This is a genomic window from Amycolatopsis sp. NPDC059021 (assembly GCF_042739895.1).
In the GTDB taxonomy this organism is placed as follows: domain Bacteria; phylum Actinomycetota; class Actinomycetes; order Mycobacteriales; family Pseudonocardiaceae; genus Amycolatopsis.
In genome coordinates this window covers 42506-65953 of sequence record NZ_JBHYIQ010000007.1, presented here as the reverse complement: position 1 = coordinate 65953, position 23448 = coordinate 42506, and the positions used below count along the sequence as shown (strand labels likewise).

23 protein-coding genes and 1 pseudogene are annotated in these 23448 nt (G+C 67.3%); 13 read left to right on the top strand and 11 right to left on the bottom strand.

Features of this window, described 5'->3' with window-relative positions:
- The first annotated feature begins 12 nt into the window (after positions 1-12).
- From ACFWX1_RS05805 to ACFWX1_RS05770, 8 genes are all read left to right on the top strand, one after another.
- The gene (locus ACFWX1_RS05805) at positions 13-2406 is read left to right on the top strand and encodes a phage/plasmid primase, P4 family (RefSeq protein WP_378384249.1); all 2394 of its coding nucleotides are present in this window, start codon (positions 13-15) and stop codon (positions 2404-2406) included.
- 81 nt (positions 2407-2487) lie between these two features.
- Positions 2488-4347, top strand: coding sequence for a DNA polymerase (locus ACFWX1_RS05800; protein WP_378384248.1), 1860 nt, complete (start codon positions 2488-2490; stop codon positions 4345-4347).
- A gap of 12 nt (positions 4348-4359) precedes the next feature.
- Positions 4360-5076 (top strand): HNH endonuclease, encoded by a 717-nt coding sequence (locus ACFWX1_RS05795; RefSeq protein WP_378384246.1) that lies wholly within the window; start codon positions 4360-4362, stop codon positions 5074-5076.
- Positions 5073-5522, top strand: a complete 450-nt coding sequence (locus tag ACFWX1_RS05790) for an endonuclease domain-containing protein (RefSeq protein WP_378384244.1) — start codon at positions 5073-5075, stop codon at positions 5520-5522. Before ACFWX1_RS05795 ends, ACFWX1_RS05790 begins: the two co-directional genes overlap by 4 nt.
- Positions 5519-5890: a hypothetical protein gene (locus ACFWX1_RS05785; protein ID WP_378384243.1), complete on the top strand. Its 372-nt coding sequence runs from the start codon at positions 5519-5521 to the stop codon at positions 5888-5890. Before ACFWX1_RS05790 ends, ACFWX1_RS05785 begins: the two co-directional genes overlap by 4 nt.
- A 286-nt stretch (positions 5891-6176) precedes the next feature.
- A complete protein-coding gene (locus ACFWX1_RS05780; RefSeq protein ID WP_378384241.1) occupies positions 6177-7148 on the top strand; it encodes an RNA polymerase sigma factor in 972 nt (323 codons plus the stop codon).
- Complete coding sequence (locus tag ACFWX1_RS05775; protein WP_378384239.1) at positions 7127-7636, top strand: hypothetical protein; 510 nt, start codon at positions 7127-7129, stop codon at positions 7634-7636. Before ACFWX1_RS05780 ends, ACFWX1_RS05775 begins: the two co-directional genes overlap by 22 nt.
- A 364-nt stretch (positions 7637-8000) precedes the next feature.
- Complete coding sequence (locus ACFWX1_RS05770; protein WP_378384238.1) at positions 8001-8414, top strand: hypothetical protein; 414 nt, start codon at positions 8001-8003, stop codon at positions 8412-8414.
- A 53-nt stretch (positions 8415-8467) separates the two neighbouring features.
- Here the strand turns inward: ACFWX1_RS05770 and ACFWX1_RS05765 are convergent, their stop codons facing one another.
- The 4 genes from ACFWX1_RS05765 to ACFWX1_RS05750 are packed head-to-tail and all read right to left on the bottom strand — an operon-like array spanning position 8468 to position 9851.
- Positions 8468-8626, bottom strand: a complete 159-nt coding sequence (locus tag ACFWX1_RS05765) for a hypothetical protein (protein WP_378384236.1) — start codon at positions 8624-8626, stop codon at positions 8468-8470.
- Between the two features lies 1 nt (position 8627).
- A complete protein-coding gene (locus ACFWX1_RS05760) occupies positions 8628-9227 on the bottom strand; it encodes a hypothetical protein (protein WP_378384234.1) in 600 nt (199 codons plus the stop codon).
- Positions 9224-9469 carry an AMED_5909 family protein gene (locus ACFWX1_RS05755; RefSeq protein ID WP_378384233.1) on the bottom strand — a complete coding sequence of 82 codons (246 nt, stop codon included), beginning with the start codon at positions 9467-9469 and terminating at the stop codon, positions 9224-9226. Before ACFWX1_RS05755 ends, ACFWX1_RS05760 begins: the two co-directional genes overlap by 4 nt.
- 4 nt (positions 9470-9473) lie before the next feature.
- On the bottom strand, positions 9474-9851 hold the full coding sequence (locus ACFWX1_RS05750) for a hypothetical protein (protein WP_378384231.1): 378 nt from the start codon (positions 9849-9851) through the stop codon (positions 9474-9476).
- An 802-nt stretch (positions 9852-10653) separates the two neighbouring features.
- Between ACFWX1_RS05750 and ACFWX1_RS05745 the strand changes: the two genes are divergently transcribed.
- From ACFWX1_RS05745 to ACFWX1_RS05730, 4 genes are all read left to right on the top strand, one after another.
- Positions 10654-11511 carry a helix-turn-helix domain-containing protein gene (locus ACFWX1_RS05745; RefSeq protein ID WP_378384229.1) on the top strand — a complete coding sequence of 286 codons (858 nt, stop codon included), beginning with the start codon at positions 10654-10656 and terminating at the stop codon, positions 11509-11511.
- Positions 11508-11711, top strand: a complete 204-nt coding sequence (locus ACFWX1_RS05740) for a DUF397 domain-containing protein (RefSeq protein WP_378384228.1) — start codon at positions 11508-11510, stop codon at positions 11709-11711. Before ACFWX1_RS05745 ends, ACFWX1_RS05740 begins: the two co-directional genes overlap by 4 nt.
- 225 nt (positions 11712-11936) lie before the next feature.
- A complete protein-coding gene (locus ACFWX1_RS05735; RefSeq protein WP_378384226.1) occupies positions 11937-12728 on the top strand; it encodes a DddA-like double-stranded DNA deaminase toxin in 792 nt (263 codons plus the stop codon).
- On the top strand, positions 12725-13135 hold the full coding sequence (locus tag ACFWX1_RS05730) for an Imm1 family immunity protein (RefSeq protein ID WP_378384224.1): 411 nt from the start codon (positions 12725-12727) through the stop codon (positions 13133-13135). Before ACFWX1_RS05735 ends, ACFWX1_RS05730 begins: the two co-directional genes overlap by 4 nt.
- Before the next feature lie 144 nt (positions 13136-13279).
- Here ACFWX1_RS05730 and ACFWX1_RS05725 read toward each other — a convergent pair.
- Both ACFWX1_RS05725 and ACFWX1_RS05720 read right to left on the bottom strand, forming a co-directional pair.
- Positions 13280-13675: pseudogene (locus ACFWX1_RS05725) on the bottom strand (LLM class flavin-dependent oxidoreductase); the annotation flags it as partial.
- Positions 13676-13757: 82 nt separating this feature from the next.
- Positions 13758-14060 carry a hypothetical protein gene (locus ACFWX1_RS05720; RefSeq protein ID WP_378384223.1) on the bottom strand — a complete coding sequence of 101 codons (303 nt, stop codon included), beginning with the start codon at positions 14058-14060 and terminating at the stop codon, positions 13758-13760.
- 195 nt (positions 14061-14255) lie between these two features.
- Between ACFWX1_RS05720 and ACFWX1_RS05715 the strand changes: the two genes are divergently transcribed.
- Positions 14256-16154, top strand: coding sequence for an FAD/NAD(P)-binding protein (locus tag ACFWX1_RS05715; protein WP_378384221.1), 1899 nt, complete (start codon positions 14256-14258; stop codon positions 16152-16154).
- An 855-nt stretch (positions 16155-17009) separates the two neighbouring features.
- Here ACFWX1_RS05715 and ACFWX1_RS05710 read toward each other — a convergent pair.
- From ACFWX1_RS05710 to ACFWX1_RS05690, 5 genes are read right to left on the bottom strand one after another with little or no spacing between them, the layout of a single operon-like run.
- Positions 17010-18041: an LLM class flavin-dependent oxidoreductase gene (locus ACFWX1_RS05710; protein ID WP_378384219.1), complete on the bottom strand. Its 1032-nt coding sequence runs from the start codon at positions 18039-18041 to the stop codon at positions 17010-17012.
- Positions 18038-19642, bottom strand: a complete 1605-nt coding sequence (locus ACFWX1_RS05705; RefSeq protein ID WP_378384218.1) for a dipeptide ABC transporter ATP-binding protein — start codon at positions 19640-19642, stop codon at positions 18038-18040. Before ACFWX1_RS05705 ends, ACFWX1_RS05710 begins: the two co-directional genes overlap by 4 nt.
- The gene (locus ACFWX1_RS05700) at positions 19639-20466 is read right to left on the bottom strand and encodes an ABC transporter permease (RefSeq protein ID WP_378384216.1); all 828 of its coding nucleotides are present in this window, start codon (positions 20464-20466) and stop codon (positions 19639-19641) included. The genes ACFWX1_RS05705 and ACFWX1_RS05700 overlap by 4 nt, the downstream gene beginning before the upstream one ends.
- Positions 20459-21418: an ABC transporter permease gene (locus ACFWX1_RS05695; protein ID WP_378384214.1), complete on the bottom strand. Its 960-nt coding sequence runs from the start codon at positions 21416-21418 to the stop codon at positions 20459-20461. Before ACFWX1_RS05695 ends, ACFWX1_RS05700 begins: the two co-directional genes overlap by 8 nt.
- On the bottom strand, positions 21415-23046 hold the full coding sequence (locus ACFWX1_RS05690; protein ID WP_378384213.1) for an ABC transporter substrate-binding protein: 1632 nt from the start codon (positions 23044-23046) through the stop codon (positions 21415-21417). The genes ACFWX1_RS05695 and ACFWX1_RS05690 overlap by 4 nt, the downstream gene beginning before the upstream one ends.
- Between the last annotated feature and the right edge of the window lie 402 nt (positions 23047-23448).

The window sequence follows — 23448 nt, the reverse complement described above, 5'->3', positions numbered from 1 at the left end:
AGAGGGGGACCTGTGCACATTGACGCGCTGCTCCAGCAACTGAGCGGCGGCGGGGCCGTGCTCGACGACCGGGGCGGAGTCCTGGTGACCTGTCCCGCGCACGCGGACGGGCGCCCGTCGCTGTTCGTCTCGCTCAAGCCGGACGGCCGGGTGCTCGTCCACTGCCGCGCCGGATGCTCGACCGATGCCGTGCTGACGGCGGCCGGGCTGGTCACAGCCGACCTGTTCCGGGTGACCGGTGAGCCGACGCTGTCCGACGCCCCGCCCGTCGAGCTGGACCCCGGCACGATTGCCGCGCTCGCGCAGTACGTCACTGCCGCAGCGAGCCGCCTGCCCGGCTCTGAGAGCGCCGTGTACGCCCTGGAACGCTTCGGGGTGACCGAGGACATGGGCCGGGAACTGTCCCTTGGCCACGATGACGGCACGGTGACCACGCCGGGCTGGGACTTCCGGACGCAGGCGTACACGGCTCACCCCCGGCTTGTCGTGCCGATGCTCGACTGGCACGGCACGCCACGCGGTTTGCAAGGCCGGGACATCGGGGGCGCGTGCCCGGCCCGCTGGGTGAACCTCGCGAGCCCGGCCGAAGGCATGAGGTGGTCCGCAACGGGGGTGTTCCGCACCTCCGGGAGTTTCGACACGGTCCTTGTCACCGAGGGTCCCGGCGATGCGCTCACCGCCGTGGCTGCCGGGTACGCCGCCGTAGCCGTTCGGGGCGCCGGGGTGGCCCGCGCGGAGCGCACCGCGCGGGAGCTGGTCGACGGAGCGGCCCCGGGCGCGCGGCTGGTGCTCGCGGGGGACAACGACCGCAGCGGTAGCGAGTTCAACGCGAACCTTGGGGCGCAACTCGCCACGCTGGGAATCACGGCCCGCGTGCTCACGATTCCGGCCGCGCACAAGGACCTTGCCGACTGGCGAGCCGCCGCGCCGGACAGCTTCGCCGCCGCGCTGCACCAAGCCGTATCGGACGCGCCCGCGTGGACGCCGCCGGAGCAGGCACCGCCGAAGCCCACCAGGCCACGCCGCGAGCGGGTGCCGATGGAGGGAACCGACATTGCCAACGCCCGCCGCGCGCTGGACATCGTCGGCAAGGACACGGCCTACGTGGACGGGGTCGGGTTCCTCACGTGGACGGGCGCGGTGTGGTCGGTCATGAGCGCCACCCGGGAACGAGCCATCGGGCACCGGGTGGCGGACGCGATGACGGCGGAGCTTGCCGAGATCCGCGAGAAGTTCGGCGACGAATCCAATATGTACAAGGCCGCGCTGAAGACCACGCGGCGGATGCACATGGATTCCGGCATCCGGGCCGCGCTGGAACACCTGCGCACGATCACCGGTCACGAAGTCGAAGACTTCGACGCACACCCGCACTTGCTGACCTTCGCCAACGGCACGGTAGACCTGCGCACGGGAACGCTGCGCGCCCACGAACGCGACGACCGGCTGACCAAGATCATTCGGCACGACTTCGACCCGGACGCGCAGTGTCCACGATGGACACAGTTTCTCGCGGAGGTCTTCCCGGATGACCCGGAGTTGCCCGGGTACATGCGGCGGCTCATCGGCTACGGCATCACCGGCGAGACCCGCGAACACGCCTTCGCCCTGCTGTACGGGCATGGCAGCAACGGGAAGAGCGTGTTCGTCAACACCTTGGCGGAAGTGCTGCGGGGCATCACAGGGCACGTGTCACAAGCGGCCGTGGCCTATCAGCGCAGCTACGACCCGGGCGCGGCGAACCCGGCCCTTGCCGCGCTGCGCGGCGTCCGCCTGGCGGTGCTGTCCGAGCTGTCCGAGGGACTCCGGCTGAACGAAGCCCTTCTAAAGCAACTCACCGCCGGGGACCCGGTCACCGCGCGCGAGTTGTACAAGGGGATCTTTACGTTCCACCCGACCGCGCTCATGCTCATGGCCACGAACTATCGGCCCGACGTGCGCGGGCAGGATGACGGCTTTTGGCGCCGGACAAGGCTTATCCCGTTCACCCGGAGTTTCGGGGAAGCAGACAAGGACCCGATGCTCTCGCGGGCCTTGCTCGACGAAACGCCGGGCATCCTCGCATGGGCCGTGCAAGGCGCGGCCGAGTGGTACGCCGGGGGCCTGCGTGAGCCCGCGTCCGTGCGCGCGGCCGTGGCCGAGTACCGGCAACAGTCCGACGTGATGGACGGCTTCCTTCCCGGCGTGCTCGTGCGGGACCCGGCGGGCTCGATCCTTCAGAAGGCCGCGTGGGACATGTTCCAGAACTGGCGCGACGAAGAACAGGTCATGCAAGTTCTTCGTTGGGGGCCAAGGGAATTCGCCCGCAACCTGGAATCGCGCAAGGTGAAGAGCGTCCGCGCGAACGCGGGCAAGAAGTTGATCGGTGTGCGCGCTGCGCGGCCGGACGAGATTCACGCGGGGTAGCCGCAACCACCAAAGCAGGCAGGCCGGGCCGGGGATTTCTCTGCGGCCCGGCCTTTCCTGCACACACAATGAGGGGGGCTCATGTACGAACAGCACTACCGGGTTGCTGGGGAACCGGTCATCGTCCGGAACGTCGAGACCTCCGAGGACGCCCGCGCGTTCATCGAATGGTGCCGTAGCAACCACAATCGGCCGGTTGCGTTCGACACGGAGACCACCGGGCTCGACGTCTACGCGCCCGGGTTCCGCGTGCGCCTGGTCCAGTTCGGCACCGAGCGGGAAGCGTGGGTGCTTCCGGTCGACCCCGCGGCCGGCGTGGGGTGTGCACCACAAGCCGCAGCGCGCGAGGCGCTCGTATCCTTGCCGTTCATGTTGGCGCATAACGCAAAATTCGACGCGCTCGCCGTGTCCGCCCATCTCGGGGTGGACCTGGTGGGCCTGTGGCGTCGGATCACCGATACCCGGATTCTCGCGCATCTGCTCGACCCGCGCGGGCCGCAGGACCCCGGCGGAATCGGGCAAGGGCTCAAACCGTTGTCCGCTCGACACGTCGACCCGGACGCGCCGGACACACAAGCCGGGCTCTACGGTGAGTTCCGGAAACTCGGGCACACCAAGGAAACCGGGTGGGCCGCTATCCCACTCGGCAACGAGCTGTACACGCTGTACGCCGGGCTCGACGTCATCCTGACGTGCCGCTTGTTCGGTGTACTGGGGCCGCGGGTGGAGTTTGGCGGGTACGGGCAGCTCGCCGAGTTTGAGCACGCGGTGGCGCTGGTGTGCGCGCGGATGGAGGCGCGCGGGTTCCTGCTGGACGTCGAGTACACCGAATCCCTTGCGGCGCGGTTGCTCGACGAAGCCGACGAGTGGACGGCGGCGGCCCGGCGCTTCGGGGTGACGTCGGTGAACGCGCCCGCGCAGATTGCCGCCGCGCTCGAAGGCATGGGCGAAACCCTCACGGAGACAACGGACCCCGGTGCGCTCAAGGTGGACAAGGAAGTGTTGTTGCCGTTGGCGGACCTGGACCGCAAGTGGCAACGCATCGGCGCGCGCGAGCCGAATCCTCTTGCGGACGCGGTACTTCGCGCGAAGCGGGCGTCGAAATGGAAGACGTCCTATGCGGACGCGATGCTTGCGCTTCGGGACGTGGACGGCCGGATTCATCCGGACATCACGAGCCTGGCGGCGCGTACCGCGCGGATGTCGATTTCCCGGCCGCCCCTTCAACAACTGCCGTCCGGGGATTGGGTGATCCGGCGCGCGATGCAAGCCGAACCCGGGTGCGTGGTCGGGACCGTCGACTATCAGGCGGTGGAACTGCGGGTACTCGCCGCGCTGTCTGGCGACGTCCAGATGACCGCAGCGATCCACGCGGGCAAGGACTTGCACGCCTTCACGGCGGAACTGATCTACGGCCCGGACTTCACCGAGTACCACCGCAAGGTGTGCAAGGGGATCGGGTTCGGGAAGGTCTACGGCGGCGGCCCGGACACGCTCGCCCGGCAGACCGGGGCACCGCTCGACCAGGTCCAAGCCGCCATCCGTGCCTATGACCGGGCATACGCGGGGGTGCGGCGCTACTCGACGCGCCTACAGAACCGCGCCGAGTGGGGCGCACGGGAAGTCATCACCCCGGCGGGCCGCCGGTTGCCGCTCGATCGGCGACGGCTCTATGCGGCAACGAACTACGTGGTGCAGTCGAGCGCGCGGGACGTGCTCGCCGAAGCGCTCTTGCGGCTCGACGAACGCGGGCTAACGGAATTCTTGCGGCTTCCGGTTCATGACGAAGTCGTGTTCGTGGCCCCGGCCGCCGACGCGCCCGACGTCGGCCGCGAGATCCAGGCGGCAATGACGGTGGACGACTTCTACGGCGTGCCGCTCAGCACTGATTTGGACATCGGCGGGCGCACGTGGGGATCTCTCTACGGGGCCGCCGCATGAGGAAAAGGGGACATGATGGCGCGGTGCCGCTGCGGCACTACCCAAGGTGTGCGGGTCTACCCGATGTGGCCGCACAAGCTGTTCCTGTGCCGCTCGTGCGCGGGCGAGCACTTCAAGGCCCGGCGCCGCCAGGAGACGGCACGGCTGCTCGCGCAGTACGGCGACATGGGCCAGGCCGCCCGCCGCGCGGAGGCTCATCACGTCGCGCTGCGGGCCGAAACGGAGGGTCTCGCCCTTGGCGTGTGCACCACAAGAGCACCGCTCGCCGGCCGCGGGGCCGGGTTGGCGTGCGCACCACAAGTCACCGACGACGTCCGGGCCTGCCTGGACGCACTCGCCGCGCAGGCAGCAAGGTACTTCCGCGACTTCGCCGACCAGGCGTATCGGGTCTTCCCGTCCTACCGGGACCGGCAGAGAGCACGCGGTCACGCCCTGCGTGCCGATCAGAGGGCCGTGTACGCCCTCGCGTATGACGTGCCATGGCTGCGCAGGCTCTACCGCGACCGGTGCGCCTACTGCGGCGGGAAGGCCGTGCACCTGGACCACGTGTGGCCGCTAGTGCTGGCCGGGGATGACGCGCCGTGGAACCTCGCTCCGGCCTGCGCGGACTGCAACCTGTCCAAGGGCGGGCGGACGCTGGGCGGGTGGCTGCCCGGCAGGCTCAACGAGCTACCGCAGGACCAGCGGGCCGCCGTGCGGGGACTGTGGGCGGAGTGGGCCGCCGCGTGAACCAGCCCGGCAAGCTGTGCGCGCGGTGTGGGCTGGTCAAGCCGCTTGTGGCCTTCTACCGGCGGGCGTCAAGCAGGGATGGGCGCCGGGGCGTCTGCGCCGAGTGCTCACGGCGGGCCGCCGCGCTGCGTCACCAGGCCACCCGCGACGCGGCACGCAACCGGCGGTACGTCGCCCGGTACGGCATCACGGCCGCCGCCGTGGACGAGCTGCGCGCCGAACAGCGCTTCCGGTGCGCCGTGTGCGGGCGCCACGAAGACCGGTTGCCGCTCGGGCTCATGGTCGACCACCACCACCCGTCCGGCACGGTCCGCGCCCTGCTGTGTCATTCGTGCAATGCCGGAATCGGCCATTTCCGGGAATCGCCGGACCTGTTGCGCGCGGCAATTTTCTACCTTGCCCGCGCGGACGAATTGCTTGCGATTGCCGACAACGAAAGGAATTGAACGTGAGTCTGAGAACCGACCCTTTCACGGTGATCGCTGCGCGGTTGCGCATGGCCGCCGACACCTTCGCGGGTCTCGCGACCGCCGCCGATCACGTGGCCACCGAGGCACCGAAGTACCTCGCGGGCGTGCCCGTGAAGGGAGTGCGGCGGCCGGTTGAAGACGTCGTGACCGCACGCGAGGACTCCGGCATCTATGCCGCGCTGGACGCGGTCCGCCGCCACGCGACACAGGCCGTGTTGCACGCCGAGACAGCAAGCGCTTTCACCAGGCGCGCGGCGGACGCGTTCGACCGCCCCGCCGAGCAGCTCCGGCGAGTCGTTGAAAATTCACCCAATCAGCCCAAGTCAACGCAGGGTCAAACGTGACGTCTATCACTATGTGCGAGACGGGCACACTCTGTTGACTGGCTGGTAACTCAGGGTGCCCTAAGTGGCAATCGAACAAATGATCGATAAACGATGCGCTGGTGGGCGCTTAGATCCGGATCATCCACAATGGACCTTTTGCGCGAGCATCGCGCTTCTGGCCTGCGCGTTACACGATTAATCCGAGAAATTTTCAGTGTCCCGCCCTGTGGTCTAGACCCGCTAGCGTCACTCGTCTGAGGGGGCTACCGCTGGAAGGAAATACCGCCAAGTAGGGGGGAGATCGATGTCGTTTGGAAGACCCGGTCCGGACGCGCTTGTCAAGACGCTGCGCGCCCAGCTCGACGCCGGGAAACCCGCGCGGGCACAAGGTGCCGCACTGCCCGCGCACCTCAAGCGCCTTGCCGCTAGCACCGTCGCCGCACAGGCGCACGAAGACCCCCGCACCTCCGGTGCCCTGGTGGCCGCTGCCGCCGCCGGAGACCGCTCCGCAGAGCTGCCGCTGTACGTCCGCGTTGCGGCTGACCTGGAACGTACCGCCGCGCGACTGGCCGGAAACGCTGCGCTGGATCGTGAAGACCTTCACCAGGAAGGTGCGCTTCGACTGATCGAAGACATTCGTTCCGGGCTGGTCTCCGACAAATTCGGCGGAAACGTCGGCCCATACATCGGCCGTGCTGTCCGGCGCTCCCTGGTCGACCTTGCCGATTCGCAGCGCCCCGGCCGCCCGGTGATCCCCGGTCGCGAACGGCGCAGGCTGCGCGAAGCCCTGACCGCCACACTCACCGAAGACGGCGAATACAACGTGCTCGCTGCGGTCATGTACGCGCAAAGCCGGTTCGACTGGACCTTGCGGACCTTTTGGGCCGTGCACGGCTCCATGTTCGGCGGGTCGGTGCAGTGGACCGAACCCACGGGCACGGCGAGCCTCACCTACGCCGACACCACCCCGGACGCCGACGCGACCGACGCGCTTGCCCGTGTCGAAGACGCCGAAGACGTCCGCCGCATGTTGGACCACGCCGACCTAAACGACCGTGAACGCGAGGTAATCGAAGCCGTGCACGGATTCACCGGCCCGGCCGTCACCAACGACCAGGCGGCCGAGTTGCTCGGCCTCTCGACCCGCCACGTGAAGCGCCTGCGCTCCGCCGCACTCGCCAAGCTCAGCGCCGCTGCCGCCGCCCTTGGCCTTACCCGCGACCAGCCACCGACACACCAGAAGGAGGCCACCACATGCGCGTCTATCGCTGCCTGACCGACGAAGACGACTACATCGGCATTGCCACGACCGCAGGCGGAGTGCTGCTCACGGTGCACGAGACCCGCACCACCGCAGGGCAGCCCGCCACCGCCGAACACGAGATCTCGGCCGATGACGCCCGCGCGCTTGCCGACAAGATCAGGGCCGTCCTCGCCGGAGAGGACAAGGCCGGGGAGACCTGCGGCATGTATGTCGGACTGCGCCCCGGCGAAGCCACGGGCCTACTCGTCTCCGTGGGCCTGGACACCGGGGCGACCGCGTGCGTGATCCTCTCCCGCGAAGACGCCGCCGGGCTGGCTGATCGGCTCACGCTCGCAGGCGCCGAACTGCCCGCCGACACGGCCCCCGCGACCGACCCGGGCGAGTTTCCCGATCTTGCCCGCCGGGCCGCCGCCCTGCGCATCACTGCCACCACGTTCGACGTCGCCGAAGTCGACCTTTACGACGCGGCCGAATGGGTAGCGGCCGAACCCGCCGCATAGGAATTCCCGCCCCGAGCGTCTGCCTGGACGCTCGGGGCTTTTCATGTTCTTGGAACTTGGTGTGTGCACTACAAACAACCGCGACCCCCGTTCGCGTGACTGAACCCCATACGAAGGTTTGATACTCACGGCCGCCGACCACTGGTAGCGTTCTCGACGTTCAGGCCGGGACGGACTTACACGCCGGTTCTAACCTGAACGGAAGGCCCCCGTTGGCGACAGCGGGGGCCTTCCCAATGCCATGCCCCTTGTGGTGTGCACATCAAACGCACTCGAGCCGGCCGCGGCCGTCGTGGTTGGCGTGCACACCACAACGTAACTCCGTCACGCGGTTCGTCGATAAGGCCATGTGACCCACAGAACCGTGAAGACTGCGGCGGCCGTACTCGCTGCCTGCCTGCTCGGGCTCGCCGCAGGATGCACTAACCAGCCGTCCGAACCGTCGCCGACCTCCGCCCCGGCGCAGACCCCACCAAGCGCCCCGGCAGACCAGCCCGCTAACACGGGCACCGCGCTCCGCGACGCATTCACGGCCGCGAGCAAGTCCGCACCATGGGCTTCCAAGGTGTCGGGTATCAAGCTCGACGGCCGGGGAGTCATCGTGACGTCCGCGCTCACTAAAGCCGACAAGGCGACGTCCAAGAGCATCTGTGAGGCCGCGCTCAAGGTCGCCAAGGACACGAAGACAGACTTTCAGAGCGTCGCCGTCCGCAGCGCCGACGACAGCACCCTTGCACACCAGAATGAGGCGTACGGCCCCAAGCGGTGCGAAAACTAGCAACGCATGGCAGAGGCCCCCTCCCGGCACTCGGAGGGGGCCTCTTCGATTGCTTATTTATTGTTGTCAGCCGACTTATCGTTGTCCTGGATAGTCAAATCGAGCAGCTTGGCATGGTCCTCCGCTGCCTCAATATCGTTGTTATTCACGTTCTCAAGAACGCTTGCCAGCAACTGGCGTTCTTGCGGGTTCAGCTTTCGGTCACGGGCCATGTCACGCACTCTCGTTGTTCGCACTAGATTCGGGGGCTGCGGGCGGAGCGGGCGGGGTGAGCCTCGGGGGCAACTCCACAGGTTCCGGCCACTCGCTCGGCACCGCGCAATACGGCGGCGCCTCGTACTGATAATTCAGTTCCTGCTTGTAATGCGGGCCTTTCGGCTCACGCAGGCGAACCGCCTGATTCAGAACTTTCGCGGCGCTGCCAACGGTCGTCCAGAAAACCATGTCTGGCGTAAAGATCTTCAATGTCGGAGTGAGGACGGTCCGGTATGCGACCGCGTAGTTCACATTGTGCACGATGACGACCTCTCCATATTGGTGCTTTGGCCACAAACGCGCGGCTCCGAGACCTGCGACGTCGTCGTGCGTGCCGAAATAGTAGAGCATCCAACCGGATTCGCGCAGCTCAGTGAACCGGTTTCCGATCTTGTCAGTCATTCCTGCTCTTCTGATTTGTTCGTTGACATACTTTTCCTGAAGGTGATTCGCGACGTCAGATAGACCGATCGCTGTTTCGATGTCGCCCAGCAAGAGAAACACGTCTGCCGCTTTGGCGAGGCCCTCGATTTCGGCTGCACTCCACTCCTGATTCATCCGTCGCCTTCAAGTTGATCTAAAAGTATTTCTGCCTTCCCTTGCTCGAAGCGTGCCCAGTACAAGGCGGCAGCTCTGTTTGCGTGATCTATCTCAGATACGCGCAGATACATACTCCGATTCTTTCGATGATGCTTTACCCATGCTTCGAAGCCTGCTCCCGGCGCCGGGAGCGTGGCCGCAGCGATCACGTGCGCATGGACAAGGGTTTCGGGATCATCCGGTGGAGCACCGGGCACCATGGCACTATGCCGCAATTTCGGCCGCAAAGGCGGCAAACGTTTCCCGCGACACCGCAATTACCGGGATCTTGTCGGGTCGCTGGCCGTGATGCTCGCAGCCGCGAAGTACCATTTTCCCACCCGCCGTTTCGACGTCGGAGCACTCACCGTTTCGGAGCGCCTCAGCGAACGCAGACAATTCATGTCGACTGAAGACACGCACTTTCAGATCATGGTCTCGAACTACAGTGAACGCCTCGCCCGCATACTCGAATTCCGTGGTCTGTAGCATGTCGAAGCCCGACCCGTACGTTTTCCAACCGTGGATCATTTGGCTACTGCGAGCGGATACCTTCCCTATGAAAGCGGCAACAGTTGCCCGCTCGACGTCGGAAAGTCGCATGTTTCCTCCGTAATTTTCCTGTTCTCAATCGGCCGCTGTTGCGGCACCCTCAGCGCGTGCCGCCCCGGGGCCTGCTCTGGCGTTTGAACGCGTGGCCTAGGTGCATACGGCCGGGCAAGACTCGGCGCACCGTCGCCCGAGTGAAGAAGTTCTTCGCAGATCCAGCGCCGTTCGGTGGGCGGGTCGACGGAAGTGGGGGCGTGTTCCGCGAGGAAACCCGGCTCAACCGGCGCGCGTCGCACAGATTCCGGCAGGTGCACATCTGGCGTAGAGGGTGCGGACGGCTCGGCGGGGGCAGCAACCTGCGCGACCTGTGCGGATAGCGCTTTCACTGGCTCGCGCGCGGCTCGCCTCTCCTGCTCGGCGCGACGTTGGCCGTCAAGCTCGGCGCGGCGCCGGTTCTCAAGCTCGACGCGTCGTCGGATCACGTCCACGGAGTACTCATGCTCGACGGGGCGGGGAGGCCGTCGAAGACGCCCCAAGTAGAGGAAGGCCACGAACGCGAGGCCCGCCAAGGCGGTGAACACAACGACTACCGGATTACCCATGACGAGCACCCCGCCCGTCCACGGCTTCCCGCTGGCAGTCTCGGCGAGCCTTCATGGCCGTCACCTCTCAACGATCACGGACGAGGACGCGCGCACTCACGTGGCGCGTGCGGGATGACGCGCGCCCCCGCCCTACCGCCGACGGGGTGTAGCGCCACCGCCGACCCTTGTAATTTAAGGCTGTATCTACAGGGATAAAATACACCCTTTGGGTGAGATCGCTGGTCGCGGCGGTGACGCTAGGCTCCCTGTCCATGGCGACGACGCAACGAAAGATCCAGTTCGGCGAGTGGCTCGCTACTCAGCGGCTGCGTGCCGGGAAGTCGTTGGAGGACGTTGCCGAAGCACTGGCGGTGACTGCGACATCGGTGGGCCGATACGAGTCCGGCAGCTCGCGACCATCGCGCTTGGCGTTTCAAGTCCTGGTCCAGCTCTTCGACTTGTCGTGGGACACGGCCGCCGAAGGTTTCGCGTTGTGGGAGGACGCCGGACAGCGCCCTACGCGCATCCGTCTTCCCGGTGGGGCTACGAAGGAATACCGAGCGTTGGTGCGCGCCGAGTCCGAAGCCGTGTCTGTCCGAACGCTCCAGCCCATAGCGGTCCCCGGCCTGTTGCAGACTCCCGCGTACGCCGAAGCGCTCATGCAGGCCGGTCACCGGTTTCACGACCCGAATACACGGATCACTCAGTACGTCGCAGCTCGGATGAAGCGACAGAAGCGTCTCGAAGGTGACGACCCGCTTCACCTCCACGTGCTGCTTGACGAAGCCGTCATTCGCCGCCCTGTCGGTGGACCGGTGATCATGGCCGAACAGATTCAGCACCTGCTCACCATGAGCGAGCGAGCCAACGTGACGGTGCAACTGGTCCCGCTCTCCGCCGGGGCCTACGCAACCATGGCGGGCAGCTTCACAGTCCTGAGCTTCCCGCGACCGCAGGACGTGCCGTGCGTGTACCTCGAACACTCAGCCGGAGGCGAGTGGATAGACAATCAAGATGACGTCAAGCGTTACGAAGACACCTTCGGTGATGTAGCCACCGAAGACGCTTGGTCACCGGAAGAGTCGACGGACGGCCTCCGTCGAGAGCTAGGGATGTTGAAGTCACCATGACCGAGGAACCCACGTGGCGAAAGAGCAGTTACAGCGGCGGTACAGGCAACAACGAGTGCATCGAGCTTCAGACTGGCGGTGGCGGTGAACGGGTCAAGATCCGTGACAGCAAAGCCCCCCGTGCTGGCCACCTGACCATCACGGCCGATGCTCACCGAGCTTTGCTCAAGGCGATTAGGTCCGACGAGCAGGGCGCATAGCAGCAGTAACAGTGAAAACGGGGCACCTGGACACACCGGGTGCCCCGTTTCGTTGGCACAGAGTGCCCAACACGACACGAAGAGCCCCGGCACGCGAGGGGGAGGTACGCGCCGGGGCCTTGATTGAGGCTACGCGTCGGCGGGGAGCTTGCCTAACAGCTCGCGGGTGCCGTTTTCGTCGGTGGTGGGTGCGATCCTCACCAGCAACCGGCGAAGGGGGTAACCATGGCCGACGTCGGCGAAGTCGCCAGGCTGGTCACCGCTGCGCTCGACGCGATGGGCAACGCCGTAGCTGCGCTGGAACAGGCCCACGACCAGGCCAAGGAAGCTCACAGCGACCTTGTGAAGGCGTGGCAGGGCCGGACGGCGGACGACGCGATCCAGGCTGAAGAGCTTGTCGGGGGCGTGCCAGCCGACGCCACCGCGCTTGCTGAGCAAGTGCGCAAGACCATGAAAGACCTGACGAGTTACCGGGCCAGTCTCACCGGGGCACCTCCGCCAGCGGACGGGCAGCCCGGCACGGAGACAACTCGTGGTGCACACACCAGGCCGGCCGCGGACGATGCCGCGAGGAAAACCACGCCTGACGAGCCCGAACGGGTCACGGCCGCTCGCGCGGCGCTGCCGCCACCGGTTGAGCGCGGCCAGAAGACGCACGGCCGATGGTTCGCCAACGGGTCAACAGAGCCTGATCGGGAGATCGTGAGCGGCAAGCACGACGCCAACCCGGACGACCCGGACGACGTCTCCTACGAGACCGCCCAAGCTCACCTGACGCGACTTGGATTCAACCGCCTGGCCATCGCGTCGCACGTTGAAACCCGGCTCGCTGTCCGCATGGCTCGAACGGAACTGCGTGAGGTCACCGTTACCATCAACCACGTTCCGTGCCCGGGGCCGTTCGGCTGTGACACCGTGTTGCCCGCTGTGCTGCCCCCGGGCAAGACACTCACCGTCTACGGCGTCAAGGCGGACGGAACCTACGTCGTCAACCGCTACACAGGAGCCCCCGAATGACCCTCTCAGCGTGGTACGAAGGCCACACGGACGCACCTGTCATCGTGGCTACCCCGGCGGAACTGGACGCCCTCTTAGACGACGTGGCTGCCCTCGACGGCCCGCAGCTCGTCCAGCTCTTGCAGGATGGCGATATGGCCAAGCCGGACCTGTCGGTGGGATTCGACGGAGACCGGGGCGTGCTGCGGTACGCGGGCAAGGCCGAAGAGTTCTACAGCAAGGGCGGAACATTCCCGCTTCCCGAGTACGGCGAAGTCATGTACTACTTCGCCACCGGAGAGTTCGAGTACCCCGACGACGCCGAGATCCCGGCGGCGGACGCGCGGAAGGCGGCACACGAATACCTGGCGTCCGGGGGCGAGCGGCCCACATGCGTCGAGTGGACCCGGGAAGGGCCTACGCCCTGACAGCCGCGCTCTCGCGTAGCTGAAGGCCGGGGCCTGATGACCTGCTTACGCGCCCTTCGCACCAGGGACATATGGCTTCGTCAGCACAAAAGACCAGGTCAGCGGCGTAATTCACGCTACTTGCGAAGTAGTGTAGGTTCGTAACTCAGGCGTGCGGTCGTAGCGCTGGTCCTTGGTCAGGTAGTCGCCCTCGCGCTGCTGCTCGTGGTCGTTGCCACCGGTGATGAAGTGCACGGTCAGGCGACCGTCGGAAATCTGGTCGAGGCTGGCGAACGTCTTCGCCGCGAAGGTCGGGTACGACACGTTCGGCCGATGCGCGAGCAGGATCTGCAGCGTGTCGAGCTTCGTCGCGACGTACGCCGCCGCCTGCGCGGGGTCGGGCGAGCCGGAGCCGTAGGCGAATAACACCCTGTCCCAGCCGAAGTCCTCGTGCGCGCGGGCCAACCGCAGCGTGTACTCCTTGTCGAAGACGCCGCCGGATCGCGCGTGCGTTTCCGAACCGTCGTGCGTTCCCCCGATACCCAGGAATTCGACCGGCATACCGCCACCCCATTTCGTCGCTCTTTTCTACGGCTACGCCTTCGGCGCGCGGGACGGCAACGACGTCCGGCTGCTGGGAAGATCAGGAGCAACGCCGGAGCCAGCGGTAACGCTCGATGACCTCGACGGAGTCCCGGACCTGCTCGAACGACGGCGCCGCGGCGCGGTTGAAGACGACGGTCAGCGAGCGTTTCTCGATCACCACGAACTCGGCGTCGATCCCGGCTTCGGTCGCGGCCGCGTCGACGATTTCGCGCCAGCGCGGGGGATCGATCCGGTCGTCGGCCCATTCGTGACAGAAGATCGCCCAGCGGCCGTGGCGCAGCGTGTCGACCACGTCCTTGGCCGTCGGTGCCTTGTCCGGCCCGCCGATGTCATCGGACACCTCTGCCACCTTCCCGTCCGCGCGCGGAAGACAGCGTGCCGGAACTCTGCTGCGCGATCATCGGCGATCCTTTCCGTGCCGGGACAGATATCAGGGATTCGGTGCCGTGTGCACGGTGGTTTGCGGGATCTTTCCGCCGGTGTCCGCACTATGGGAACTTCCCGGCGTGGCGCCTGCCCGGCGTAACTTCGGGGTGTGGCCGAAGATCCGCCGTTCACACTCGCCGTCGTGGGCGCCGGACCGCGTGGGGTCGGCGTCCTCGAAAGGCTTGCCGCGAACGCTCCGGAACTGCTCTCCGGGCGGCTCGTCGTGCATCTGATCGACCCGTTCCCGCCGGGACCGGGCCGGGTCTGGCGTCATGCGCAGTCCCCGTTGCTGCGCATGAATTCGATGGCCGAGGACGTCACGGTGTTCACCGACGACTCGGTGCGGATCGACGGGCCGATCCGGCCGGGTCCCTCCCTCATCGAGTGGGCGCGTCAGGTGCGTGACGGCACGCTCGACGCGCAGGTGCCCGCCGACGTGCGGGCCGAACTGGACGCGCTGGCGGGCACGGAATTCCCGACCCGGCGGCTGCAAAGCGCCTATCTTGACTGGTTCTACCGGAAAGTGCTGGCGGAACTGCCCGGCGGTGTCGAGGTCGTCGAGCACCGTGCGCATGCGGTGCGGGTCGAGGACGGCGATCCGCAGCGGGTGTGGCTCGACGGTGTCGACGAGCCTGTTGCCGCCGACGCGGTGATGTTCACCGTGGGCCACCTCGACGCCGAACCGGACGGCCGGGAGAGCGAACTCGCCGATTTCGCCGTCCAGCACGGCTTGGCGTATTACCCGGCCGGGTACACCGCCGACGTCGACTACGGGGCCGTTCCCGCCGGGGAACCGGTGCTGGTACGGGGATTCGGGCTCGCTTTCGTGGATCTCATGTTGCTGCTGACCGAGGGCCGCGGCGGCCGATTCGAGGAGCTCGCCTGCGGCGGGCTGCGGTATCACCCGAGCGGCGCCGAACCGGTGCTGCACGTCGGCTCGCGGCGCGGCGTGCCGTATCACGCGAAAATCGGCTACCGGCTTCGGGGAAAACCGTTGCAGCTGCCCAAGTTCTTCGACGCCTACGCGATAGAGAAGCTGTGCGAGGCGCCTGGGCCGATTCACTTCCGCGACGACGTCTGGCCGGTGATCGCGAAGGAGATCGCCTGGGGGTACTACAGTGAACTGTTCACCGGGCATCCGGACCGGGTCCGGCTCGACTTCGCCGTGTTCGCCGACGCTTTCGCCGATATACCGTGGGATTCCGCGGAAATGACGTCGTTGATAGACCGAGCCGTACCCGCTGAGCAGGACCGGCTCGATCTGTCCGCTTTGGACCGTCCGCTGACCGGACTGCGGACCGGTTCCGCGGAGGAGTTCGGCAAGGAACTGCGGGAGTACATCGAAGCGGATCTCGCCCGGCGTGCCGACGGTGAGTTCAGTGCCGATCTCGGCGCGTTCATGGCCTTGCTTTCGGTGTACGGCCAGCTCGCCGGCCTGGTGGGTACCGGCCGTCTGGACGCGTCGTCGCAGTTGTCCGATCTGGACGGATGGTTCCACGGGTTCTTCTCGTACTTCGCCAGCGGGCCACCGCCGCGGCGGCTGGAGGAACTGCTGGCACTACAGGAGGCCGGACTGGTTTCCTTCGTGGGCGCGGAAATGCGGGTACGGGCGGACGCCTCGCGTGGCCTGTTCGCCGCCTCCGGTGTGAGCTTTCCCGGCGAGGTGACTGCGCGGACGTTGATCGAAGCGCGGCTGCCGGACGCCAGTGTCGGGCGCGCGTCGGACGAGTTGCTGCGGCAGCTGCGTGATTCCGGGGAACTCGTCGAGGAGTCCATTGTGGATTCGACGACCGGGGACCGGTTGTCGTCCGGGCGGATCCACACGCGGGTGAGCGACTCGAGGATGCTGGACGGCGCGGGCGAGGCGCGGCCACGCCGCTTCGCCGTCGGCCCGCACACGAGTGCGCGCTCGGCCGCGGCGTTCACGCGGCCACGGACGAACGCGGCGTCCTTCCGGCAGAACGATGCGGTGGCGCGGGAGATTCTGCGGTTGACCGGGGAGCGTTGACGCGCTCGCTGTCGTCGGGGCGGTGGCTGTGGCGGTGGCCGGTGCTGGGGCCGCGGCGTGACTGCGACAAGGGCGTCCCTGGGTGCGTTGGGTGCGGCGAGGGCGTCCCTCGGTGCGGTGTACGCACCAAGGGCGTCCCTCGGCCCGGCTGCGTCCAGCCGTCGGGCCGGCGCGATGTCCCGAACGCGTCGTTGGCGACGATGAACGTCTCGAACGGAGCGTTCGCGACAGACGATGCCGCGCCGAACGCCCTGAAGGGGGCCTTCACAGCACTCAGCGCCGGTAAGGACCCCTTCACGGCGACACTATCCACAAAGGACACATCCGGCGGTTCGCAACGTCATTTATGCGGGCCATCCGAACACCGATGGAGTCAGGTGCGGTGTCTCGAACGAAGCGTCGTCCGAGACACCGTCACAGTGCCCCGTCACGGATTTCCGCGCAGGTCGGCCGGGTCGCGAACGGTACATTGCCGGCGTTCAACGCCGGGATCGCGCCGTTCGCGACTCCTGCCATGGCAGGGTCCCCGTGTCCTCAACGCGTCGTTGAGGACGGTCGACGTCCCCAACGACGCGTTCCGGACATGGAGCCGCCCGGCGCCAAGCACGTCTCAGCGAGACATTTCGCCCATACCGAGAAGTCTCACCGCGGATCGTTGCTGGTGGCCGCCTCGGCCGCCGAGTTGTGAACAGGCTTGTCCACAGGCACCCCCGGATGTGGACAACTCGGCGGCCTTCCCCGCTGTGCCCCGGTTTCGTCGTACCCGGGCGATAGAATGTTGCAGGGACGCCCCCCAAGGGCGGGTGGGGGGTGCCTAGGGGATGGGGAGGCAGGGCGGGCCGAGTCCAAGTCAGCTCACCAATCGCGTGACGGTAGCTGGTTCGCCACCACCGGCATCACCTCTGACGCGAACAGTTCCAGCACGGCACGCGCCTCACCGTCGGTGAGGCCGTCCACCGAGACCGCCTGCACCTCGTGCCCGAACGAATCGTGGTAGTCGCCGATCTTGTCGATCACCTGCTGCGGGCTCCCGACCAGCGCCGAGCCGTTCGCGATCTTGTCCTCCAGCGTGGTGAACTCCGACTTGTTGTGCTGGTAGGCCGGGGTCTTCGTCAACGCCTCGAAGTACGGCCGGTAGCCGTCCAGCGCCTCCTGCGAGGTCCGCGCCACATACAGGCCGCCCGCGCCGGAGCCGACCAGCGCGTCCGCCGGGTCGTGGCCGTAGTCCGCCCAGCGCTGCCGGTAGTGATCGATCAGGTCGGCGTACTTCTTCTTCGGGTGGAAGCCGTTCGCGGTGAACAGCGGGTCCCCGAACCGCGCGGCCAGTTCGGTCGACTCCGTGCTGGAGGCGCTGCCGTGCCAGATCCGGGGCCGCTCGTGGAACGGCCGCGGTTGGGTGGTGACGTCTGTCAAGGGCGTCCGGAACTCGCCGGACCACGTCACGTTCTCCTCGTAGAAGAGCCGCCGAAGCAGTTCGAAATTCTCGGACTGGTATTCCCATTGCCGTTCCTCGGAAAGCCCGAACAACGGGAAGTGCCGCGGATCGTTTCCCTTGCCGATCATCAGTTCCAGCCGCCCGCCGGAGAGCTGGTCGAGCGTCGCGTAGTCCTCGGCGACGCGGACCGGGTCGAGCACGCTGATCACGGTCAACGTCGTCAGCAGCCGGACGCGCGAAGTGCGTTCGGCGATCGCGGCGAGGATCACCGGTGGCGCGGACGAAAGGAACGGCTCGCCGTGGCGTTCGCCGACGCCGTATGCGTCGAAACCGAGATCTTCGGCGAATTTCGCGTAATCGACGACCTGTCGCAGTCGTTCGTGCTGACTCGGGGCCTTGCCGGTCGCCGGGTCGGGGTGGTTGGCCACGAGGGAGAACAAACCGAACTTCATCGGACCTCCTGCACAGATCGGCCGGGAATCGCCGCGAGGAGTTCGCGGGTGTATTCGGCCTTCGGCTGATGCAACACTTCGGCGGCCGGTCCCATTTCCACGAGTTCACCCGAACGCAGCACCCCGACCCGGTCAGCAAGCTGGCGCACCACGGCGAGGTCGTGCGAGATGAACAGATAGCTCAGCCCGAGTTCCGCTTGAAGATCGGACAGCAAGCGCAGAATCTGGGCCTGCACCGAAACGTCCAAAGCGGACACTGGCTCGTCGCAGACGAGCAGCTCCGGGCGCAAGGCCAGCGCACGTGCGATCGCGACGCGCTGTCGTTGCCCACCGGAAAGTTCGGCGGGCTTACGGCGCAGCGCCGTCGAGGGTAACGCCACCTGGCCCAGCAGTTCCGCCGCCCGCGCACGCCGTTCGGCCCTGGTGCCGACACCGAACGCACGCAACGGTTCCGCGACGATCTCCTCGACGGTGAACTTCGGATTCAGCGAAGCGTAGGGGTTCTGGTACACGAGCTGGGCCCGTCGGCGCAGTTGCCGCAGGTCTTCGCCGCGTACCTCGGTGACATCCTGGCCGTCGAAGGTGATCGACCCGGCCGACGGCGTTTCCAGCCGCAGCACCATCCGCGCGGTCGTCGTCTTTCCCGAGCCGGACTCGCCGACCAGCGCGAGCGTCTGACCGCGCGGAATGTCGAACGACACGTCGTCGACGGCACGCACTACCCGCCCGCCGGGGAGGGCGAACGTCTTCGACAGTCCTCGCACCGACACGATCGGTTCGCTCGGCGGGCGAGGCGGCCGCAGTGGTTCGGCGGACATGCTCGGTGCCGCGGCGAGCAACTGCCGCGTGTATGCCTGCGAAGGCGCTCCGATGACCTCACCCGCAGTGCCTTCTTCGACGACCTCGCCGCCGGACAGCACCGCGATCCGAGACGCGCGATCCGCGGCGACACCGAGGTCGTGCGTGATGAGCAGGATCGCCGTCCCCGACTCGCCGGCCAGTTCCTCGAGGTGATCGAGGATCCGCTTCTGCACGGTGACGTCGAGTGCGCTGGTCGGCTCGTCCGCGATGATCAGCTTCGGCCGCCCCGCCAGTGCGGCGGCGATCAGCGCCCGTTGCCGCATCCCACCGGAAAGCTCGTGCGGGTACTGCCGCGCGCGGGCTTCGGGTTCGGGAATCCCGGCTTTGCGCAACAGCTCCACCGCTTCGACCCCCGCGGTACGCCGATCGGCGAAGCCGTGGATCCGCAGTACTTCGGCGACCTGATCGCCGATCCGGTGTACGGGATTGAGTGACACGGCGGGATCTTGCGGCACCAGAGCGATTTCCCTGCCCCGTATTCCACGCCATTGCCGATCCGACAGCCGCGTGAGATCACGCCCGGCGAAGGTGATCTCGCCGTCGTCGATCCGTCCGCCACGGGGGAACAGCCCGATCGCGGCGTGCGCCGTTGTACTCTTCCCCGAACCGGACTCGCCGACCACCGCGACGACCTGTCCGGTGTGGACGGTCAGATCCACGCCCCGCACCGCCGGGACCACGCCGGATCTCGTCCGGTAGGACACCGCGAGATCGCGGATCCGCAGCAGTTCGTCGGTCATCGTCCGTCGCCTCCGTCCAGCGCGCGGGAAAGCCGGTTCGCGGCAAGGACCATCGCGGCGACCGTCAGACCCGGGAACGTCGTCATCCACCACGCGGTGGCCAGGAAGTTGCGGCCGCCCGCGACGAGCGCGCCCCATTCCGGCGTCGGTGGCGTCGCGCCGAAACCGAGGAAGCTCAGCGCCGACACTTCCAGCACCGCTGTGCCCAGGGTGAGCGTCGCCAGCGCGAGCACCGGGCCGAGCGCGTTCGGCAGCACATGCCTGCCGAGGACGCCGGACCAGCGCACCCCGCTCGCCCGCGCGGCCTCGACGTACACGGTGCTGCGCACGCGGAGCACCTCCGCGCGCATCAGCCGGGCGAACGCGGCGAGATTGGCGATACCGACTGCGATCGCGACATTCGTCGTGCCGAAGCCCAGCGCGGTGACCAGCGCGAGCGAGAGCAGGATCGGCGGGATCGCCAGCAGAACGTCCACCACCCGCATCACCACGGTGTCCAGTACGCCGCCTCGGAACCCGGCGATCAGGCCGAGCGCGGCTCCGGCGATGAGCGCGACGAGCACGGCGATGACGGTGGCGCGTAAGGACAACGACGCGCCGTGCACGACGCGGGCGAAGATGTCGCGCCCCGTCTCGTCCGTGCCGAACAGGTGTGCCAGGGACGGCCCGCGCAGTTTCTGGGCCGGGACACCGCTGATCGGGTCGTAGCCGGTGAACAACGACGGCGCGACCGCGGCGAGCAGCGCGAGCACGAGGATCACGACGGCCAGTGCGAGGCCCGGCCTGCGTACCACGACCCCGGTGCGTTGTGCCAGGTCAACCACGGGCCACCTCCGGTGCCTTCGTCGCGGCGATCCGCGGGTCGAGAAGCGGGTAGAGCAGGTCGACGACGAGGTTCAGCACCACGAACACCAGCGCCGCCAGCACGATCACGGCCTGTACCACCGGGATGTCCTGGTTCGTCACCGCGGCCGCGGTGACCCGGCCGACGCCGTCACGGGAGAACACCGTCTCGGTGATCACGGACCCGGCGAGCAGATTGCCCGCCACCACCCCGGCCACGGTAAGCGCCGGTACGGCGGCGTTGCGCAAAATATGTCCGAAGTGGACTCTCAGGCGGCTGGCACCCTTGGCGGACGCGGTTTCGACGTACGGTTCGGCGAGTTGAGCGGTCAGGCTCCTGGCGAGCACCTGGCCGATGATCGCTCCCGTCGGCAGCGCGAGCGTGATCGCGGGCAGGATCAGCGAGGCGAAGCCCTGCGTGCCCAGGGCGGGAAACAGCCGCAGGCGGAACGAGAAGAACTGGATGAGCAGCAGCCCGACCCAGAACGTCGGCAGGGAAATTCCCAATGGTGGCAAGGAAAGCAGCAGCTGACGCAGGCATGGCCGCCGGGTGTAGGTCCCGGCGATGGCGATCCCGCCACCACCGAGGATTGCCAGCAGCACGGCGATCCCGGTCACCGCGAGCGTCGGTGGCAGTGCCGAGACGACCATGTGCGCCGCGTCGTCGCCGGTCGTGATGCTGCGCCCGAAATCCCCGTGCAGCGCGGACAGCAAGCGCTTTCCGTACTGCACGGGAAGCGGGTCGTCCAGCCCGTACTCCGCGCGAGCCTGCGCGAGCTGTTCGGGACTCGCGGTGATGCCGCCTTCGCCGCCGCCGAGCTTCGCCGAAACGGCGTCGCCGGGCAACAGGTAGAGGATCACGAAAGACAGCGTGAACGCCGCCCACAGTACGAATACCGCCTGCCCGACACGGCGGAGCAGATACGCTCTCATGAGCCGGAAACCCAGGTGTCGAACAGCTGGAGCCGGGAGGACGCCTCGAAGTCGACCGAATGGGCGGTCGTGCCGACGGCGAGTACCTGGGTCAGCTCGAACACCGGAGCCGTGTACCCGTGCTCTACGATGAGTTTCTGGGCCAGCTCGGCGGCGGGCTTGCGTTTTCCAGAGTCCACTGTGGACGCCTGGTCGTCGAGCGCGGCGTCGAGCGGATTGCCGGCGGGGAGCTTGCTGCGGTTGCTCGCCTTGGTGGAGAAGATGCCGCGCAGGATGTCCGGATCCGCCCTGGTCACGTTGTACCAGAGGTACTCGTAGTCGCCGCTTTGCTGCGCCTGCACGGTTTCCGCGGTGGTGCGCTGGTCGATGCGCAGCTCGAAGCCGATCTTGCGCAGCTGCTGCTGGACGAGTTCGAGCACGCTGCGGTTCTGGTTGAACACCGGGGAGAACTGCACGGCCGCGGTGAGGCGCTGTCCGTCCTTCGCACGGATCCCGTCCGGCCCCGGCTTCCAGCCGTCGCCCTCGAGCAGCGCGGACGCGCCGCTGGGATCGTAGGCGAGCTGCGCGGAGAGGTCCGCGTGCAGTGGCGTCGCCGAGCCGAGAATACTGGTGGCGGGCTTGTAGTTCCCGGTCAGGACGGTGCTGGTGACCTCCTGGCGGTTGATGCCCTTGACGACGGCCTGGCGCACCTTCTCGTCGGTGAGTACCCCGCGCGTGGTGTTCGCGTGCAGGTTGAACACGACGCCCGGATTCGGCCGGACCGGTTCGGTGAAGCCGTTGCCCGCGAACTGTGGTTCGTCGACCGGCTGGACGTCGGTGATCGCGTCGAGCTGGCCGGAGGCGAGACTGCCGGTGCGGACGCCCGGCTCGGGCACGATCTTGTAGTTCACCTTGTCGAGATACGCCTCGCCCTGGTGGCGGAACAGCGACGAACCCCACGCGTAGCCCTTGCGCTTCGCGAGCACGATTTCCTGGTTCTGCCGGAAACTCTGGAACACGAACGGGCCCGAGCCGATGAGCCCGTCGCCCTGGCAGCGCTGGTCCGGGGTTTTCTTGTACGCGGACGGGGCGAGAAGACCGAGCGACATCGTCGAGCTGGCCTGGAGGAACTGCGCGCTCGGCGCGCTGAACTCGACGCGCACGGTGTGCGGGTCCACCACCGTGCTTGCCTTGTACGCGGCCAAATATCCGGAGGCCAGCTGGGCTTTCGCGCCGAGTGCCTTGATCCCGTCGAAGTTCGCCTTCACCGCGGCCGCGTCGACCGGCGTGCCGTCGGAGAACGTCGCGCCGTCGCGCAGGTGAAAGGTGAACGCCGTCGAATCGGCGCTGACCTCCCACTTCTGGGCCAGCCACGGCTTGATCTCACCGGTTTTCGGGTCCTGATCGGTGAGCGAGTCGACGAGCTGACGGCCGACGTTGAGCGCGGCGTTCGTCCCGAACTGCTGGGGATCGATGCAGTCGGGATTGGACGAAATGCCCAGCCGCAGCGTGCCGCCGGGGCGGGGCGGGCCCGCGTCGGCCGCGGGATCACCGCCCGCGGCCGAACAGGCGGCCACCGTGGTCAGCAGCAGGGGCAGGGCGAGCGCGGCGGTGACGACGCGCACGCGGGACAGGGGTGATCCAGGCACCGGGCGGCTCCAGCGGGGAACGGGGCGCTTTCGCTTGCGCCGACCCGTTTCACGCTAATCACGCCCTTGAGCCCGTCCCACTTCCCGAGCCGGGGTCCCACTCCCTGAAAACTTCCCCGGACCCGCTTGACGATCCGTGAATGCGCCCCAATGAGGTTTTGTCAGTAGGTGCGGGGGTGCGGTTTTGCTGGTGGGTGCTTTCCCGGGGGCTTGGTGAAGGGGTCCTTCGCGGCGTTGAGCGCTGTGAAGGACCCCTTCGCGGCATGTGGTGGGTCCGGGGTGCGTGTCGCGAACGCTCCGTTCGGGACGTCAACCGAGGCCAATTGACGGTTGCGCCACCCGGGGCGGGGGGGGGGTGTGTGGGCGGGGGCGGGCGGGGCAGCCCCCGGGGGCGAACCCCGC